This window comes from Teredinibacter purpureus, from assembly GCF_014217335.1.
Lineage (GTDB): Bacteria > Pseudomonadota > Gammaproteobacteria > Pseudomonadales > Cellvibrionaceae > Teredinibacter > Teredinibacter purpureus.
Map to the genome: position 1 here is coordinate 2,206,753 of NZ_CP060092.1, position 17,504 is coordinate 2,224,256.

A 17,504-nucleotide genomic window follows, 5' to 3' on the forward strand; every position below is an offset into this window, starting at 1 on the left:
CTCTAATTGCGTATTAAGCGATAACCAATAAAGGCTGGTCGAACTCTACCGGTTCTCCATCTTCAACTAAAATGGCTTCGATTACGCCAGACTTGTCTGCTTCGATCTGGTTCATCATTTTCATCGCTTCTACGATACAAATAACATCACCCGTTTTAACCGATTGGCCTATCTCCATAAACGAAGGGGAACCGGGGCTTGGTGAACGGTAGAAGGTGCCAACCATGGGGGAGAGCACTTGGTGGCCGGTGGCTTCTGGAACGGCTACGGGGGCAGGCGCTGGAGCTGGCGCAGCAGCGGGTGGAGCAGCTGCCATTGGCGCTTGTTGGTACATCGGTTGCATTGGTACTGGGGCGTTATTTGAGCCTCGGCTAATGCGAACAGATTCTTCGCCTTCTTTAATTTCTAACTCTTCTACGTTGGATTCTTCTAACAGTTCAATCAGTTTCTTGATTTTGCGGATGTCCATAAGGGCCTCTCTGTAACAAGCGCGTTAATTGATAGGGTTAATTACTTGGAACATATTTAAGTGTTTTCCAAGTGTGAAAAAGCGGCCTGAAGGGCCAGTTCGTAGCTTTGTGCTCCGAAGCCGCAAATAACACCGTTGGCCAAATCTGAAAAATAGGAATGATGGCGAAACGGTTCGCGGTTAAATACGTTGGATAGGTGGCACTCAACAAAAGGAATGCGCACTGCGGCTAGTGCGTCGCGAAGGGCGACGCTCGTGTGGGTAAAGGCCGCTGGATTGATAACAATAAAATCGACGCCCTCGTTTTGCGCGTCGTGAATACGATCGATCAGTTCATATTCGGCGTTACTCTGCAAAGCGTGTAGATGGTGGCCTTTTTCAATGCACAGCGTGGTGAGGTGCTGGTTGATATCGGCGAGGGTGGTGCTGCCATAAACGTCTGGTTCGCGAGTGCCTAAAAGATTGAGGTTGGGGCCATGAAGAACCAATATTGTTGCCATGGGTTTGTCCACCAAGTTGCGCAATGAGAGAATTTAACGTGTTTGTCGTCAAAATTTTGTCGTCTATGAAGTCTGGTTCGAAAATGCTGCGAATTGTGCCGATATTGTAATACACAGCGGCTAACAAGCACACATTCGCGTAGCTGGAGGGATTTTGCCTAAATTGGCGCGGGATGTCTATCGTAAGATGAGAACTTGCTCACTTTCAGCGCAGATATCTCCATAATTAACGAAGATCATGAAAAAAAGCTTAGTTATTACTCAATTGCTTAAGGCTTTATTAAATGCATCGTTAAGAATGGAAGGGGTTAAGAATTGAGGCAAAATGGCCGGTTCGCTGCCTATTTTTGCCGGAAACATAAGGTAAAGGGGGATACCACTACGATTGTAGCGTTTGAGAGCGGTTGCTATCTCGTCATTGGGATTGGTCCAATCGGCTTTCATCAGGGTGATGTTTTGTTGTTGTGCGGCATTGAAGAAGGTATCGGAGTGAAAGGCGACGCGCTCATTAACTTTGCAGGTTATGCACCAATCTGCGGTGAAGTTTACAAATACGGGTTTACCTTCGGCTCTCAGTTGTTCCAGGCCTGCAAGGCTGAAAGGGGTCCATTGAGTGGAATGAGCTGTCGTTTGTGTTGCCTGCAAATGGCGTACACCCCAGGTGGTTTGTGCCGCGGTAAACAGGCTGGCTACGATGAGTACCCGTAACAGCAGTTTGTAAGCGGTTGAGCCGGGGGAAAAACGCGTTAACCAGAGGGCAAAACAGATGAGTAGGGCGCTAGAAAGTATTAGCGCTATACCGCTACTGCCCACTTGATGGCCTAGCACCCATAGAAGCCAAATGGCGGTTGCCAGTAAGGGGAAGGCGAGTACTTGCTTGAGAATGTCCATCCATGCGCCGGGCTGCGGCAGGTAGTTGGCGAGCTTGGGGCTATAGCTAAGTGCGAGAAAGGGAAGCGCCATGCCAAAACCAAGAGTGGCAAAAATAAGAAGTGCAACGGGAACGGATTGCGTTAGTGCCACGCCTAATGCTGTGGCCATAAAGGGAGCGGTGCAGGGGCTCGCAACCACTGCGGCTAGCACGCCGGTAAAAAAGGATGCGCGAACACCGCCGCCAGTTGTCAGGGATTGGCCTGCACCCATAAATTGAGTGCCGAGTTCGAACATGCCAAAAAGGTTTAGCCCCATCACTAAAAACAGGTAAATTAACGCAGCAACAAAGACGGGATGCTGAAGTTGGAACCCCCAGCCCAGCATTTCGCCGGCTTCACGCGCGACCAGAATGGTTGCGGCGGCCACAATAAAGGAGCCGACTACACCAACGGTATAGGCCCATCCGTGTTGGCGTTGCTGGTGGCCTGAATGCCCGCTTGAAGCAAAACTTAGCGCTTTAAGCGAGAGTACAGGGAAGACGCAAGGCATCAGGTTTAAAATTAAGCCCCCAAGTAGAGCACCGAGCAATATTGCGGGAAGAAATGTTGTGGCTGGTTCGCTTGTGGCCGCTAAGGGCATGGTTTGCAGTGAGCGAGTTGTTTTAGGGTTTGAAGGGGGTGTTGTTGTTAGTTGAGATTTATCATGTTCTGTAAAGCTGCCATCTGCCGCGAGGTAAAAGTATTGTCGACGAGGGGAATAACAAAGGCCTGCATCGGCGCAACCTTGCGAACTTATTTTGAGTTCGTAGGGTGGCGCAAAACTGGGTAGCGGGCTGCGTACGATTGTGGTGTTGTAATAAACCTCTAATTCTTTTGCGAAATATTCGTCGTATTTACGTTTTCCCGGTTCGAAATCCAGTGTTAATTTTTCGGCGTTTGTGCCATTGCTCACTTCGAGTTTGAACTGATGTTGGTACAAGTAGTAAGCGGGGGCAATATTCCATAACATCTCAAATTGATCGGAGCGGCGTTCCACCATGACTTGGTAGGCTTGATCGACCGGTAAAAATTCACTCTCGTTGCTGGCGACTCCAAAGTTATAATCTTCTGTATGAGCGTAGGTGCTCCACAGCAAGACAAGGAACCCTGCGAGTAGGAATGTGGGGGCAGTTTTACGTAATGATCGAAGCGCGTAAGAAAAAGTCATAATGTAAGGTTGGCGTGTGATTTTGCGTATGGAAGTACTAACAGGTAGTCTTCGTGCCGCATAGATGTCAGAAATGGTGGAGTTGCTTTAAGTTAAGCTTACGACAGTTGGCGTTACCAATAGTTCATCGTAAGCCTTTAGTGTACCGAACGCCGTTAGACTTTGCAGGGCAATGATCACATGCAGGTGTTTATAGTTAAGTGTGTATAGGGTATAGGGGTATGTCTGTGAGGGGGTCGAGGGTGCGATGCGTCATTTTAACGTGTGTATTGTTAGGTTGGTTATCGGGTTGTGGTGGTATTAAGGTTAAGGGTGATACTGAAAACGATCATATCGAGACGGTTGAGACAACAGTTGGGGCAAGTACGGTTCCGCTTGTGGGTTTAGAGCAACGTTTTCTCGCTAAAGCCGAAGCGGCGTTAGCGAAAGGACGTTTGACGTTTCCGGCTGAAGATAACGCGTACGACCGTTTTAAGGCAGTTTTAATAATAGACCCCAATAACGCTGCGGCGAGAGCGGGTTTGCAAGTGATTTTAATACAGTATGCCGAGAAAGTGCGTAAAGCTATGGCGGCGAGCCAGCCAGCCCAAGCGCGTAATTTATTGGCCGAGGCGGAATCGTATTACCCACAAAGCCGTTTGCTAGACAGCTTAACTAAAGAGCTGGTGGCTATTCAGCCAATAGCACGACGACAGTCGAGCCTTCCTGCTCACGAGGGGCGGGCGATTGAAACATTTAACGTGCCTGTCGAGTGGCTTAAAAGTGACAAGCAGGCCGTTTTGCCTCTGCTGGGTGGTATCGCCAGACGCATTGCTGTTACGCAAGAGTCAATTATGATTTATGCGCGTACAGATGCTGAAGGGCGTTGGATTTATAAGCATATTAAAAAGGAAGCTGCAGGGTATCGGGTTCGCGGCGATATTAGGCTTTCGAGTAAGGTTAAGATAGTGATACTCCCTCCCTTTTAGGGGAGGTTCTACATTCGACCATATTGGTATAGCCCTCTCCATCTGGCCCGTCTTCTCTTTCCCCCTTTTTCTCCTTCTCCTTCTCCCTTATGTCTTTCGACCACGGTAGGTTTGGGGGCTCCGTACTTTCTCTTCGCTGCACGAGATACTCGGAGTGCGATCAGTTTGATCGTGACTACAATTAAGTGTGCTGTTCTTTATACGCCATATTGGCCTTAAAGTTGTCCACCCTTTTCTTTGTCTTTCTTCCCCGCTTAGGGAGAGCCTTATTAATGAGCCTGTTTCGCAAGCTTGTGTTAAGCACGTCAATATTGATGTTTCTGATGTTGAGTGCGACGTTTGTTGTTGTTATGCATGCTGAGAGGCAGTTGTTGGCGCATCAGTTACGTGAAGATGCCTCCATCGCGGCATTAAATCTCGCCACGCGGTTACGGGGAGCGCTTGCCCCTGACGAGCGTGATCAGCGTGAACAGTGGGTTGACGAGCTCTTTCATGGTGGTGAATATCGGCGTGTTGTCTTCCATGACCTCGCTGACAATACCGCAATCTATAGAACCCATACCCTAGAAGGATTGGATACTCCTGAGTGGTTTGTTAATACATTCGCCTTAGCGGATGGGTTTGGCGCGGCGTCGGTGAAAGTTGTGGGTGCTGTTCAGGGGCGAGTCTTTGTGAGTAAGCACCCGGCTCGAGCTTATGCCACTTTGTGGTGGCATTTTTTGCTGAATATGTGGTTGTTTTTAGGTGTGGCCTTAATGGTCTATGCGCTGATTTTAGTCTTTGCTGCTTGGCATTTTCGTGGGCTTCGGCGTTTGCAGGGGCAGGCAAAGAATGTGCTTCGTGGAAATTATGGGCAAGTGATGGATATAACGTGTGCAAGTGATGTGAACACGTTAGCTGTGACGATTAATTGGTTGACGGCAAAGCTTCGAAATATTCTGAGCGAACAATTAATGATTAGCCAGTCGCTTCATACGGAGGCGCATTTGGACCCTCTGACGGGGCTTCCGAATCGTAATGCCTTCGAAGCGCAAATGCATGCCTGGGTAAGCGCCGACGGGGGTGGCCCAGGCGTATTGCTGTTGTTACATGTTGCGGGCGTCTACGAGCTAAACGATAGCCATGGGCGTGATGCCGGAGATAGCTTGTTGAGGCGTGTGGCTGAACTGATGCGCGACTCGTTAGCAACCTGGCCTGGGGGTTTTGCGTCTCGTCGAACGGGGTGTGATTTTGCTGTTTTCGTGCCAGGTATGGCGCAAGAAGAAGCGGCACATTGGTTGTCGGGTATTAAAGTCCGTGTGGAATCGATCGAGCTGGCAGTGAACTCTGAAATGGTTAATTTTTGGTTGGGGGCTGCAGCCTCTAGAGCCATAACCTCTATGGCAAAAATGCTAAGTGCAGCTGATGCGGCGCTGAGATTGGCAAGATCATCCGGTCGTACAGATTGGGCGGTATACCCCGTAGATGATCCTCTTATTGATGTTCGCCCTGCTGGAGAATGGCAGCAATTTTTAAAAAGAATGATCGAGCGGAAAGAGGTCTTGCTTCATTTTCAGCCAATGTATTCGAGGGCGCTAGAGCCTATGGGCTCTGAGGTGTTTTGTCGTGCAAATGACGAGGGCGAAATAGTGCCTGCCGGTGTGTTTTGGCCTTTGGCGGAGCGCTTTGGGCTGGTTCCAGCATTGGACCAATTGGTTTTGGAGGGCGCGATTCAGAGTTTGGCGAACAATTCTGAGCGTGTATTGAGCGTGAATGTTTCGTCTTTATCGGTTATCGACCCGCTTTTTATTCGCTGGTTAACGGGGTACCTATCACTTAACTCTGAAGTGTGTGATCGCCTGATCTTGGAATTTCATGAACGAGTGTTAACCTTAGCCGAGGTTGATTTTGAGCTGGTGCATGGGGTTCTAAGTGATTTAGGGGTAAAAATTGCGCTAGACCATTGTGGGATAACGCCAGAAACTCTTGGCCAGCTACAATTGCTAGAGCTAGCGTATATTAAAATTGACCGGCGCTTTATTGCTGGAATTGCTACCGATCAATGTAATCGGTTCTATATGCAAACATTGGTGCAGCTTGCGCACGCTTGTGATGTTAAGATTCTCGCAGATGGGGTAGAGAGTGATTCGGAGTGGGAAGCATTGCTTCGTTTACACGTTAATGGGGGGCAAGGTTTTTTCTTTGGTCGCCCTAGCGCACAAATGCCAGCTTCTGGAGTGACAGTGGCATTATCCAAGAATAATTAGAGTTGTGAGTTTTTAACATGTATGTATCTCGTAGGGTGTGTTTTCATTGTGTTTTGGGGGGTATAGCTATGCTTTTCATGGCTGCGCTAGCGGGGTGTGGTAATGAAGGTGCAGGCGTTGCGCCTCCCGATATCGAGATCGAATCTGCGGTAATGCCTGTATTAGCGCCAGGCCAGACTACAGCCGCAATCTATTTGTCGATACGAAACAACACCGATGAGCCCGCCGTAGTCAATTATATTTACGCAGCAATATCTGACCATATTGAAGTTCATCGCAATATATACGAAGAGGGTATGATGAAAATGCGGCCGGTACCTCATGTCTCAATTCCGGCGCATGGCACAATGCAGTTTGCACCTAATGGTTACCACTTAATGGTTTTTGGTATTTCATCAACGCCTAGCGCAGGTGACCAATTTAGTTTAACAATAGAATTCGAAGGCGGTCGTGTTGCGACCGGTAATGTCAACGTTCGTCCTTTGGCGTTGTAATCGGTGGGTCGATCTTATGTTTAATTCAGTATCTGAAAAAGTGAATGCCATGAAGCAGTTTTCCGAAACTCGTTGGCACGATTTTAAAAGTGATTTGGCGGAAAGTAATCGTTGGTTCCGCTACGTCTTAATTTCATTTGGGTTTTATTTGTTGCTGGCCATAATTGTGGGCGGCTATTGGAGTTTTGAGCCTAACCTTTTTAATGTTCGAGAGGCCGCCCTCCGGGAAGTGGGTTCGAATGAGCAGAGAATGGTAACAGGGGTAGCAACAACGGCGGCTTTAATCAATGTAGTTGATACCTTGATGAACAAGCCTGGCGGCTATCTTGCTAATGACATTGCTCCTCCAGGCGCATGGCTAGATAATATCCCCAATTGGGAATATGGCGTTGTAATACAAGTTCGAGATTTAACAAAGGCAATGCGTGAGGCGTTTAGTCGTTCGCAATCGCAATCTACTGAAGATAAAGACTTAGCGCTTGCCGAGCCTCATTTTAATTTCGACCACAATAGCTGGCTGTTGCCGGCAACAGAAAAAGAATATTTAGATGGTGTTAAATATTTACGCTCGTATTTGCAGCGTTTGAGTGACGAGCAGCAAACTGAAGCACAATTTTATTCAAGAGCCGACAATATTCACTATTGGTTAAGCACCGTAGAGACGCGTTTGGGGAGTTTGTCTCAGCGGTTAAGCGCGAGTGTGGGGCAGCGTCGAATCAATACTGATTTAGCCGGTACGATGGGCGCGCAGCAATCAACCCAAATACCAAAAGAAAGAGAAATAAAAACCGGCTGGTTTGAAATTGACGATGTATTTTCTGAGGCGCGTGGCAGTGCTTGGGCGCTTATCCATTTTTTGAAAGCAATAGAAATTGATTTTGCTGATGTACTGGAAAAAAAGAATGCTAGGGTGAGCTTGAAGCAAATTATTCGAGAGTTAGAGGGTACGCAGGAAACGGTTTATAGCCCCATGATATTAAATGGCAGTGGCTTTGGCGTGTTGGCCAATCACTCTCTAGTGATGGCCAACTATATCTCACGCGCGAACGCTGCCATTATCGATTTGCGCGATCTCTTGTCGCGCGGTTAAGCCAAACTCGCCAATAACTCTGCGTGTTGCGCTTGTGATAAGCGAGGCCCGAATTGCGATACGACTACAGAAGCGGCTTTGCTGGCCAGTGCGCCGGCGCTGGCGAAGTCCATGCCTCGTGTAATACCGAATAAAAATGCGCCGGCAAACATGTCTCCTGCACCGTTCGTATCTAGTGGCTGTACCTTGTGTGCAGAAACCTCTACATATTCGGTCCCATCAAACAATAGTGCTCCATCGCTACCGCGTGTAATCGCAAATGTTTTAGCATATTGTTTTAATGCCTCCGCTGCGTCTTTTACGTTCGCTGTTTGGGTGAAGTTAATTGCTTCATCTTCGTTGCAAAACATAATGTCGACGCCCGAACCAACCATTTCTAGCAAGCCGTCGCGGAAAAAGTTAACAATTGCAGGGTCTGAGAGGCTCAGCGCTGTCTTTACATTGTTGGCTTCAGCTTGCTCGCGTAACGCAATAGCCGCTGGGCGCCCTGTTTCGGAGGTGACCAAATAGCCTTCGATATAGGCATAGCGAGACTTGCATAGCGCCTCTAAATCAATGTCTTCAGCCGAGATGTACTCGCTCGTACCCAAAAACGTATTCATGGTGCGCTCAGCATCGGGGGTAATCATAACTAAGCATTTACCGGTAATGCCGTCGCAAGAGCCATTTCTGTTATGGTAATCCACACCGGCATTGGCGAGATCTTTTAAATAAAATGCGCCGTTCTCGTCACTTGCTACGCGGCAGCTGTAAAAGTTTCGAGCACCAAAATAACTAGCCGCAATAATGCTGTTTGCGGCTGAGCCGCCGCTGGCCCGGTTAGACGCGACAAGGTGCGTTGATAAAGCGTCTATCAACGCATGTTGTCGTTCTTCGTCAACCAGTGTCATCACACCCTTCTCAATGGCTAGGCTTTCTAAGTCTTTGTCCGAAACTTCAATTTCGGTGTCGACCAAACCGGCACCAATTCCGTATATATCGTAGTTGCTCATTCTTACTCTCCGTAGGTAGATGCGAGGGATTATAGCGGTCGCGGCGAAGAGTTAAAGTGCGGTAATAATAGAAATGTTTTTGAGCGAGGGTAATAAGCTTCGTTAAATGGCATCAAAGACGTTCTTTTTGCGTGGATTTTGTGGATAATGAAGTCGTTGTCACTAAAATCATGGTGTGAACTGACGCGAATTGATCATAAAGCGTTCTGCATTGCGGTGATAGAGGCTATAGTTTTAGAGTAGGTAGTGGGCGTGAGCGCAAATAAAGGAGCATGTTCCCGCTATTGGCTGTAAGGAATGCGATTTTTGCGAGAAGAAGTATGCGGTTTTAACACCTTTGTTGAAATCAAAAAACGACAACTTGGTATGAACAAGAATTTAGGGGAGTTATGTCAAGACTGATTCGAGGCGATGAGGGCAAGGAAATGGACGCAGGTTCCACTGGCGAGCATGCGCCATTGTTATTGCCGTTATCCAGTTCGGCTGTGGTTTCGCATTTAAAGGCGTGTCAAAACCTAGCAGCGAGCCATTCCCAAGATGCATTTCGCGAGTATCTTAAGGTGTTAGATGACGCCTTGTCGGTGGAAATGGACGGTGCGGAGTCTAATCAGGCGCAAGAGGAATTAGCGGAAGTTCAGAGGCTTTTTAGACAGAATAGAGATGAGTTAGAGCGCTATTTCTGTGGCTATCTATCTGAGGGCTTTGTTAAGTTCAAGAAGCGCGAATTGCAAACCAATGTTGGTGGCGCCGAAGATGAAGACCAATTGTCCTTGGTTGACAATGAAGATTTGGAAGAAACGATTGCCATTTCCTCTATAACGCAACGAGCAGATGCTTTTTTTGCAGAGCCTCTGTGGGCTTTGAATCAGCGCTTTGCCGTCTTAAACGGTGGTGAACACGTTACAGAGGCGACTAACCCTGCATCACCTATACAGTTTTGTGAATCGTTACGAAAAGCGCTTAAGTTGTTGCCGCTTGACCCCAAAGTAAAGCAACTCGCTTATAAAGTGTATGACGATGAATTAATTAAGATAATTCAGAGTATTAGCGAAGAAATTAATCAATATCTGGGGCACCAAGGCGTGCTGCCGCATCTAAAATATAGCGTACCCTCTGGGCAGGCCCCTGCCTCGGCTTTGCAAGGAGGGGAAGAGGCTCCCGATACTGCGTCACCGGTCGAGCAACTGGCTGCAGAGCTTTCTTCCAGCCAGCCTAACCCTAACCTTCCTCCAGAGGAATATCAAAATAGCCTGGTGCAAGCTATTCGAGGCCTACAAAACCAGATGGTTGGTGCTACCTCTACGTTGCCTCCTGGCGGTGTAATGGTCTCCTCTTCCGATTTGATGGGAGCCTTACAAGCGCTGCAATCAACGGGCGCGCCGGAACATATTGGCGCTCAAGGGCAGGTTATTCCATTGGATGTTTCACAGATTGTGGAGCGTCTACACGCACAGTTAAAAACGGAAGAGAATGACGGTGCAGTTGAAAAAAACGATATGCAAACGATCGATTTGGTCGGGATGCTATTCGAATATATGCTGAATGACGAAAACTTACCCGATTCGATCAAGGCATTGCTCAGTTACTTACACACACCTTTTTTAAAAATAGCCTTTATCGACCCAGGCTTTTTTGAGGCGGCAGAACATCCAGCGCGCGTATTGCTGAATAATTTGGCGGAAGCTGGTGCAAATTGGGTGAGCGATGACGGCTCTGCTCAATACGATATGTATAACAAGATAAAAGACATTGTGAATCGGATTTTGCACGAATTCGATAACGACGTTAAATTTATTACCGAACTTCTTCTGGAGTTTAGTAGCTACACTAAGAACATTGTTCGTCGGCAAGAATTGATGGAGCGGCGAGCTACAGAAAAAGCGCAAGGCGAAGAAAAACTGCGTGAAGTGAAACTGAAGGTTAATGAAGAGGTGCGGGGCAGAACAGAAGGCAAGGAATTGCCGTCGGCAGTGCTTCTGTTTTTATTGCAACCGTGGTCCGATTTTCTTAGTTTTGCATTGTTGCGATACGGCGAAAAATCCGACAAGTGGGGTAAGGCTCTTGCGGTAGTGGATGATGTACTTTGGTGTGTAGAGCCTAAAGATAATCCTGCCGATAAAACCCGTCAGCTCGAAATCCACGACGATTTAATATCGGCGGTCCTAAATGGCTTTGAAACCATAGGGTACGACCAGATAAAAGGCAATAAGCTGATTGATGCGCTGTCGTCGCTAATTAAGTTGGCGATGCAAAGCAAAAAAGCAGAGCCTGCGCCTGCACCGATGCGTGATAAATTAGAGCGAATAGCGGCTGAAAAAGCGGGGTCAAAAGAAATTCGAGCAGAAAATTCGACACCAGAAGAGTCCCAAATGGTTGAGAGTTTGAAGATGATCGAATTTGGTACGTGGTTTGAGTTTGAAGGCGGGAAACGCTTGAAAGTGGCTTGGTATAACGCACGGACATCACATTATATGCTTGTTGATCAAATGGGGAAGCGTGTCGATATGATGTCGGGTTTGAATCTTGCCCGGCAAATGATTTCGAGTAAAACTAAGATTATATCGGGTAGCTCGAAACCTTTCTTCGAGCGAGCTTTGGAAAATATTTTCCAGAAGCTAAACGAAAAAGCCGAGTTGGCGAAGCCTGGAGACGACCTTAATGAAACCAGCTGAAGACGAACATCGAGGCCTGAAACGGGCGCCCGTTCATCAAGTTATCCTCGTGCGCGACGTGCTACACGATGTTGAGGTTGGGCGCGTGGTTAATTTGCACGAAGAAGGGTTTATGATTTTGGGCGGCGACGAAGTGAAGGAAAACTGCCTTTATCAGCTGCAATTTACCTTGTCCTCCGAAATCGATGGCGTTACGTGCATGAATATTGGCGCAGAATGTTTATGGATTAGAGAAACTGTAGGTGATACCCGAAATTGGGCCGGCTTTCATATCGTCGATATTGCCGGCCCAGATGTTGACATAATTTCTAAGTTAAAAAATCAAATTGACGATTAGAGGTAAGCGTATAGCGGCCTCTTGTTTATAAAGTACTAAATACTTTTGTTGCTGCGCTCAAGGTAAAATCAATATCGTCGTCGGTATGGGCGGCCGACATAAACGCTGCTTCGTAGGAGGCCGGCGCTAAATAAATACCTTCTTTCAGCATGCCGTGGAAAAAACGGTTAAAGCGCTCATTATTACAGGCTATGACTTGTTGATAGTTATAGACCTGCTTTTCTTCTGTAAAAAAGCCGCCCCACATAGTACCAACATGATTCGTTGTAAACGGAATGCCAGCCTCTGACGCGATAGCGTTGAGGCCTTTCACTAAGCGGTCGGTGTGGTTGAATAGTGGCTGATAAAACCCCGGTTCGGCTATCTTTTGCAATGTTGTTAAGCCTGCGGCCATGGCGACAGGGTTGCCTGAGAGAGTCCCAGCTTGATAGACAGGCCCTACGGGTGCAATGTGGTTCATGATGTCTTCATGGCCGCCAAAGGCGCCCACAGGCATGCCGCCGCCCATAACCTTGCCCAATGTGGTTATATCGGGTTGGATGTTGTAATAGCCTTGCGCGCCCGTAAGACCGAGCCGGAAACCGGTCATGACTTCATCGAGAATTAATTGTGCGCCGGACGCGGTACAGGCTTCTCGCAATGATTCTAAAAAGCCGGGTAAGGGTGGAATGCAATTCATATTACCGGCCACCGGTTCAACGATTACGCACGCAATCTCATCGCCTAGACGAGCGAAGGTTTCCTTTACTTGCTCAATATTGTTGTAGGTAAGGGTAATTGTGTGTTCGGCTAGGCACGCCGGCACGCCGGGTGAGCTGGGCACTCCTAGGGTCAGCGCACCGCTACCGGCTTTAATCAGTAATGAGTCTGAATGGCCATGGTAGCAGCCTTCGAATTTAACTATTTTATCGCGACCGGTATAGCCACGCGCTAGGCGAATTGCGCTCATTGTGGCTTCGGTGCCGGAACTTACGAATCGTACTTTGTCCATTCCCGGCATAATATTGCAAAGGGTTTCGGCGAGTTCTGTTTCGATTTCTGTCGGCGCGCCGAAGCTTAAGCCCTGCTGAAGTTTTTCTGTTACGGCCGTTAGAACATCATCATCGGCATGCCCGAGAATCATCGGGCCCCATGAGAGTACGTAGTCTACGTAGCGCTTCTGGTCGATATCAAATAGGTAAGCGCCCTTTGCTCGTTCAATAAAAATAGGCTCTCCGCCTACGGCTTTAAAAGCTCGAACGGGAGAGTTTACGCCGCCGGGAATCGTTTTTTGTGCGCGCTGAAAAGCGGATGACTGTTCACTCATGGTGGTCTCTTTCTGGGTGGAGTTCGAAAAAAGAGGGCTATGTTAGTGGCTTTTTTTCGTCGCTGGCAAGTCTTGAGAGGATTCTATATTTTTATCGGCCCAAAAAAAACGATGTGGTGTACGAATAGAGAAGCCTAGTTCTCGGGATGCGCACATTGTTTGCCACGTATAATTTTGGGCTTGGTTAAGTGACATTTGTGGTGTGCCACCGTGGGCCAGGTAGGCGCAGGTGCTCATGGCAAGCGTGCTGCTGGCACCGTGGCAAGTGGGGGGTTCTTGTTCCCAATGGTATTCTTGTACGAGGCCTTTGATGTTGAAACTACTGTTTTGGAAGCAGGGGTGATCATGGCCGGTGCCGGTGATAAGAACATATTCACAGCCATTGCTGGTGAGTGCTTGCGCGGTTGTCGCTAGCGTGTCGGATTCTCTGGATATGGTTCTCGCTTCATACAATGAAAAGACACCAATTTTGAGTTGCGGCACAATTAACGAAAAGAAGGCTTCCGGTAGGTCGTTCTGTTCTTCGTCGTCACTATCCCATAATAATAATGCTGGGTGCGCAACGACGGGAATTGAAGGGAGAGCATGAATAATAGTATGCACTGCTTCGGTGTTGGCAACGGAGCCAAGAAATCCTATCTTGATGGCGGCGACGTTCATATTATCGAGTACGGAGCGGGCCTGTGTTATTAGCAGCGATGAGTCGACAGCGGTTGATTCTATATCTGAGCCCGCACCGGCAGAGGACAGGGACGTGACCACAGGGGCGCAGTGGCAACCAAGGCTGGCGGCTGTTTCTATATCTGCCTGTAAGCCGCCAGAGCCTGAAGGATCTAGTGCACCAAGCGAAAGTATAATGGGCGGGTTGGCGTTATTTTTTATCATGAGTAATTTATGCCGTTTAGTCACTACCGAGTTTAGCACAAGGCGGCTGGAACCCTGCGAATCCAGCTGCCAGTAACGTCGTTGCTAGAGAGGCTGCTTCACAACGACCAAAAATACACAGGCGAGCAAAATGACGGTAGGCACTTCATTGAACCAACGAAAGAATACATGGCTTTTTGTGCAAAGATTATCGCGTAGCTGACGAATAAAGTAGCCACAGACGTGGTGATAAACCACGAGAATGGCTACTAAGGCCATTTTTATCCAAAACCACGTGCTGGCGGTATAATAATCCCAAGCGTAAGTGGTTACCCACACGCCAAAAATAATGGTTAACCAGAGTGAGGGTAAGCCAATGCCCCAATATAGTTTTCGTTCCATTATCTTGAATTGGTTTTTAGTGTTCTGGTCGTCACTCATCGCGTGATAAACAAATAAACGTGGTAAATAAAATAGCATCGCAAACCAGCAAACCACGGCAATAATATGAATGGCTTTAACCCACAGCATGTTTAAACTCCTCTGGTTGATAATAATTCTGAATGGACGCCATCGTAATAACGCCATGAACATTGCCGCTGAGCGGCCTGTAGGTTTTAGATACAAAGAGCCCTTCTGCACCGGCTTGAGTGAGGGCTTCTAGCGCTTCGATTAAATTGGCGGTGTCGTGAATGGGCTGTAAGTTTAACCGCCGTCCAGGGATGTCGTGTAGATGTAGCTCAAGCACTTCCGGTGAGAGGGTGTTTTCGACGTCCTGGATAATATATTCTTTATGTGCCGTTACTGCTGCGGCTAGGTCGGCCGCTCTTAACGCTACTTTTTGCTGGTCTTCCTCATAGAGAACCCACATAGGTTTCTTGGACAGTAATAGATGCGATTCATCCACCGTTATATTAGGCGGTGCCATCACAAACCGTGTATCCATAATGCTGCGCACACCCGCTCGGCGAAGCGCTTGTTTTGCCGGGCCGAAATCTAGTTTGCGTCCGCTGTGAATTAATTGTTGAACAAAAATACTTTGTAATTTGAAGAGTTGGCGAGTTGAGACGCAAGCCACCACAATGACAAGCATCGCAGGGAAAATCATATGAGGGTTGTAGCTCAGCTCCAATACTGCGACTAAAGCGGCAAGAGGGGCGTTGAGTGTAGCGGCCATCATGCCTGTCATGCCGATGACAACGTAAAAGCTAGGGTTGGTCGAAAGTTCAGGCATTATGGCTTGTAACGCTAAGCCCATTGCGCCACCGATACAGCCACCGATGACGAGTAGCGGGCCAATAACGCCCCCAGGAATACCCAAGCCAATAACGACGGGGGTAATCAGTAATTTAGCCATCCCAATAATTAATAGGCTACCCACTAAGAGCTGGCCAGCCAATGCGGCATTGACGGTGTCATAGCCGAGCCCCATTACTTCCGGCACTGCAGTGGCAACCACGGCGGTTAGTAAACCGGCCACCAATAAGCGTAAATAAATAGAGATTGTATTAAATTTAAGCGCGAAAATATTCAATCGAATATACGTGCTGGCACATAGGGAAATAACGAGACCCACCACCACCATATAAGGCAGTTCCGTCAAACTGTTCATATCGCTTGAGCCTACGAGCAAGCCGCCACTTTCGCCAAAGGCGGCTTGGCTCATCATGGTGCCCATAACCGATGCGAGAATAACGGGAACGAAGCCAACAATGGTGTATTCCATCACAATAACTTCCATTGCGAAAATAACGCCCGCCATTGGAGTGTCGAATGACGCTGAAATGGCGGCGGCAACACCACAGCCTATTAGCGTATGCATACTGTTGTTGGGCAGGCGTAACCATTGCCCCAGCTGGCTTGCAACACCGGCGCCTAAATGCACGGCTGGCCCTTCACGGCCAACGGATTGGCCACTTACCATTGCGATAATCGCGCCCGCAAACTGTACTAGCCAGTTGCTAAAAGGGAGTTTTCCTTGATAGTTGTGGAGGCGGTCAAGTACATGGGCAACGCTTGTTTCACTGTGCTTTTTTCCGGCAATCTTAATTAATAATCCCAGAGCGAGAAGCCCGGTGAAAATAAATAAGAAACGGTCTGGAATACTCAGCGATTCGAAATTGTCGGTGTGTTCGCTGATTAAAAAACTTAGCGGTGTATCGATCAAAAAACGAAATACGACAATGACGGCACCCGTTAATAGGCCGATTAGAAGCCCTAATAGCGTGAGCTGGGGAAGCGCGTCGAAATAGGCGAGAGAGTGGCGGAAATTGTTTAGGTGGTCGCTGCAAAAACGGGCAATCTGTTTGGTGTTAATCATTGTTTCTCCACATTCCCTAGCATTGCACGCGAGCGTCGCTTTAGGTTTTCCCTAAACCCCCTTATCATACGCGGCAATTCTTAGAACGTCATTGGCGAAATGATTACGGAGGTTATGTAGTGATCAAGGTAGGTATTGTAGGTGGTACTGGGTATACCGGTGTGGAATTGTTGCGTTTGCTCGCTATTCACCCCAAGGCAGAAGCCACAGTTATAACGTCTCGAGCAGAGGCGGGTAAGCCGGTTGCAGAGCTATTTCCGAACCTGCGTGGCCATTGCGATCTTTGTTTTAGCGAACCCAGCCTGGAATCGTTAAGTGTGTGTGACGTAGTCTTCTTTGCAACGCCTCATGGGGTTGCGCAAGCGATGATGACGGAACTGTTCAGCGCAGGGATACGTGTCATTGATTTGTCTGCAGACTTTCGTATTAAAGATATTCCCACTTGGGAAAAGTGGTACGGCCAGCAGCACGGCTGCCCCGAGTTGGTTGAAAAGGCTGTTTACGGTTTGCCAGAAGTGAATCGAGACGCGATTAAGCATGCACAGCTCATTGCGTGTCCGGGTTGTTACCCTACGTCTGTTCAGCTGGGTTTTTTGCCGTTATTAGAAAATGATTTGATCGAAACCGATAATCTTATCGCGAATGCAGCGTCGGGTATCAGTGGTGCGGGTCGTCAAGGTAAAATCGATTTCTTATTGGCAGAAAGTAGCGGTAGTTTTAAAGCATACGGTGTAGCGGGCCACAGGCACTTACCTGAAATTGAGCAAGGCCTGCAAACGCTAATGCCAAAAGGTAGCGCGCCAGCCAAGCTCACGTTTGTGCCGCATTTATTGCCCACTATTCGAGGTATTCATTCCACACTGTATGCGCGCCTTAAGGGTGATGCAGGCGATTTACAGGGATTATATGAGCAGCGATACGCGAACGAGGCGTTCGTTGATGTATTGCCTGCTGGTACCTTTCCGCAAACCCGCACCGTGAAAAGTACAAATATGTGCAGGTTATCCATTATTGAGCCGCAGGAAAGAGGTACTGTGGTGGTTATGTCTGTCATAGACAATTTAACCAAAGGTGCTTCAGGTCAAGGTATACAGAATATGAACATTATGTTCGGCTTAGAAGAAACGTTAGGGCTGAATGCTCCAGCGTCGCTGCCGTAGTGGAATA

The 17,504-nt window shown here is 48.0% G+C and carries 15 protein-coding genes; 7 read left to right on the forward strand and 8 right to left on the reverse strand.

The annotated features are described in order from the left end of the window. Positions 1-13 precede the first annotated feature (13 nt). The 3 genes from accB to H5647_RS09560 all read right to left on the reverse strand — a co-directional run bounded on the left by accB (position 14) and on the right by H5647_RS09560 (position 3,048). Positions 14-469: an acetyl-CoA carboxylase biotin carboxyl carrier protein gene (accB, locus tag H5647_RS09550; RefSeq protein WP_045858099.1), complete on the reverse strand. Its 456-nt coding sequence runs from the start codon at positions 467-469 to the stop codon at positions 14-16. 56 nt (positions 470-525) lie between these two features. Next, positions 526-969, reverse strand: coding sequence for a type II 3-dehydroquinate dehydratase (aroQ, locus tag H5647_RS09555; RefSeq protein WP_045858101.1), 444 nt, complete (start codon positions 967-969; stop codon positions 526-528). A 261-nt stretch (positions 970-1,230) separates the two neighbouring features. Continuing rightward, on the reverse strand, positions 1,231-3,048 hold the full coding sequence (locus tag H5647_RS09560; protein WP_045858103.1) for a protein-disulfide reductase DsbD family protein: 1,818 nt from the start codon (positions 3,046-3,048) through the stop codon (positions 1,231-1,233). Positions 3,049-3,290: 242 nt separating this feature from the next. Between H5647_RS09560 and H5647_RS09565 the strand changes: the two genes are divergently transcribed. The 4 genes from H5647_RS09565 to H5647_RS09580 all read left to right on the forward strand — a co-directional run bounded on the left by H5647_RS09565 (position 3,291) and on the right by H5647_RS09580 (position 7,846). Continuing rightward, on the forward strand, positions 3,291-4,016 hold the full coding sequence (locus H5647_RS09565) for a tetratricopeptide repeat protein (protein WP_052691977.1): 726 nt from the start codon (positions 3,291-3,293) through the stop codon (positions 4,014-4,016). Between the two features lie 272 nt (positions 4,017-4,288). Then, complete coding sequence (locus H5647_RS09570; protein ID WP_045858107.1) at positions 4,289-6,262, forward strand: bifunctional diguanylate cyclase/phosphodiesterase; 1,974 nt, start codon at positions 4,289-4,291, stop codon at positions 6,260-6,262. 68 nt (positions 6,263-6,330) lie between these two features. After that, entirely contained in the window at positions 6,331-6,756 is a 426-nt protein-coding gene (locus H5647_RS09575) for a copper chaperone PCu(A)C (protein ID WP_045858110.1), read from the forward strand. Between the two features lie 16 nt (positions 6,757-6,772). Next, the gene (locus tag H5647_RS09580) at positions 6,773-7,846 is read left to right on the forward strand and encodes a DUF2333 family protein (RefSeq protein WP_045858112.1); all 1,074 of its coding nucleotides are present in this window, start codon (positions 6,773-6,775) and stop codon (positions 7,844-7,846) included. Here H5647_RS09580 and H5647_RS09585 read toward each other — a convergent pair. Continuing rightward, the gene (locus H5647_RS09585) at positions 7,843-8,838 is read right to left on the reverse strand and encodes an adenosine kinase (protein WP_045858113.1); all 996 of its coding nucleotides are present in this window, start codon (positions 8,836-8,838) and stop codon (positions 7,843-7,845) included. The two genes, H5647_RS09580 and H5647_RS09585, sit on opposite strands and share 4 nt — an antisense overlap. Positions 8,839-9,227: 389 nt before the next feature. Between H5647_RS09585 and H5647_RS09590 the strand changes: the two genes are divergently transcribed. Next, positions 9,228-11,510 carry a DUF1631 domain-containing protein gene (locus H5647_RS09590; RefSeq protein WP_045858115.1) on the forward strand — a complete coding sequence of 761 codons (2,283 nt, stop codon included), beginning with the start codon at positions 9,228-9,230 and terminating at the stop codon, positions 11,508-11,510. Next, the gene (locus H5647_RS09595) at positions 11,497-11,847 is read left to right on the forward strand and encodes a hypothetical protein (protein WP_045858117.1); all 351 of its coding nucleotides are present in this window, start codon (positions 11,497-11,499) and stop codon (positions 11,845-11,847) included. The genes H5647_RS09590 and H5647_RS09595 overlap by 14 nt, the downstream gene beginning before the upstream one ends. Positions 11,848-11,872: 25 nt before the next feature. On the opposite strand, the gene hemL is transcribed toward H5647_RS09595, so the two are convergent. From hemL to H5647_RS09615, 4 genes are all read right to left on the reverse strand, one after another. After that, positions 11,873-13,153 carry a glutamate-1-semialdehyde 2,1-aminomutase gene (hemL, locus tag H5647_RS09600; RefSeq protein WP_045858119.1) on the reverse strand — a complete coding sequence of 427 codons (1,281 nt, stop codon included), beginning with the start codon at positions 13,151-13,153 and terminating at the stop codon, positions 11,873-11,875. 42 nt (positions 13,154-13,195) lie between these two features. Further along, positions 13,196-14,038 (reverse strand): bifunctional hydroxymethylpyrimidine kinase/phosphomethylpyrimidine kinase, encoded by an 843-nt coding sequence (gene thiD, locus H5647_RS09605; protein WP_045858121.1) that lies wholly within the window; start codon positions 14,036-14,038, stop codon positions 13,196-13,198. A gap of 84 nt (positions 14,039-14,122) precedes the next feature. Next, positions 14,123-14,548 carry a CopD family protein gene (locus H5647_RS09610; protein WP_045858124.1) on the reverse strand — a complete coding sequence of 142 codons (426 nt, stop codon included), beginning with the start codon at positions 14,546-14,548 and terminating at the stop codon, positions 14,123-14,125. After that, entirely contained in the window at positions 14,535-16,337 is a 1,803-nt protein-coding gene (locus H5647_RS09615; RefSeq protein ID WP_045858125.1) for a chloride channel protein, read from the reverse strand. The genes H5647_RS09610 and H5647_RS09615 overlap by 14 nt, the downstream gene beginning before the upstream one ends. Positions 16,338-16,456: 119 nt before the next feature. Here H5647_RS09615 and argC point away from each other — a divergent pair, with 119 nt between their 5' ends. Next, the gene (gene argC, locus H5647_RS09620) at positions 16,457-17,497 is read left to right on the forward strand and encodes an N-acetyl-gamma-glutamyl-phosphate reductase (protein ID WP_045858127.1); all 1,041 of its coding nucleotides are present in this window, start codon (positions 16,457-16,459) and stop codon (positions 17,495-17,497) included. Positions 17,498-17,504: the final 7 nt, after the last annotated feature.

What these genes read in the sequence shown, in the direction of transcription:
- accB (WP_045858099.1), bottom strand. Translation starts at nt 469, where the DNA reads ATGGACATCCGCAAAATCAAGAAACTGATTGAACTGTTAGAAGAATCC.
- aroQ (WP_045858101.1), bottom strand. Translation starts at nt 969, where the DNA reads ATGGCAACAATATTGGTTCTTCATGGCCCCAACCTCAATCTTTTAGGC.
- H5647_RS09560 (WP_045858103.1), bottom strand. Translation starts at nt 3,048, where the DNA reads ATGACTTTTTCTTACGCGCTTCGATCATTACGTAAAACTGCCCCCACA.
- H5647_RS09570 (WP_045858107.1), top strand. Translation starts at nt 4,289, where the DNA reads ATGAGCCTGTTTCGCAAGCTTGTGTTAAGCACGTCAATATTGATGTTT.
- H5647_RS09575 (WP_045858110.1), top strand. Translation starts at nt 6,331, where the DNA reads ATGCTTTTCATGGCTGCGCTAGCGGGGTGTGGTAATGAAGGTGCAGGC.
- H5647_RS09580 (WP_045858112.1), top strand. Translation starts at nt 6,773, where the DNA reads ATGTTTAATTCAGTATCTGAAAAAGTGAATGCCATGAAGCAGTTTTCC.
- H5647_RS09585 (WP_045858113.1), bottom strand. Translation starts at nt 8,838, where the DNA reads ATGAGCAACTACGATATATACGGAATTGGTGCCGGTTTGGTCGACACC.
- H5647_RS09590 (WP_045858115.1), top strand. Translation starts at nt 9,228, where the DNA reads ATGTCAAGACTGATTCGAGGCGATGAGGGCAAGGAAATGGACGCAGGT.
- H5647_RS09595 (WP_045858117.1), top strand. Translation starts at nt 11,497, where the DNA reads ATGAAACCAGCTGAAGACGAACATCGAGGCCTGAAACGGGCGCCCGTT.
- hemL (WP_045858119.1), bottom strand. Translation starts at nt 13,153, where the DNA reads ATGAGTGAACAGTCATCCGCTTTTCAGCGCGCACAAAAAACGATTCCC.
- thiD (WP_045858121.1), bottom strand. Translation starts at nt 14,038, where the DNA reads ATGATAAAAAATAACGCCAACCCGCCCATTATACTTTCGCTTGGTGCA.
- H5647_RS09610 (WP_045858124.1), bottom strand. Translation starts at nt 14,548, where the DNA reads ATGCTGTGGGTTAAAGCCATTCATATTATTGCCGTGGTTTGCTGGTTT.
- H5647_RS09615 (WP_045858125.1), bottom strand. Translation starts at nt 16,337, where the DNA reads ATGATTAACACCAAACAGATTGCCCGTTTTTGCAGCGACCACCTAAAC.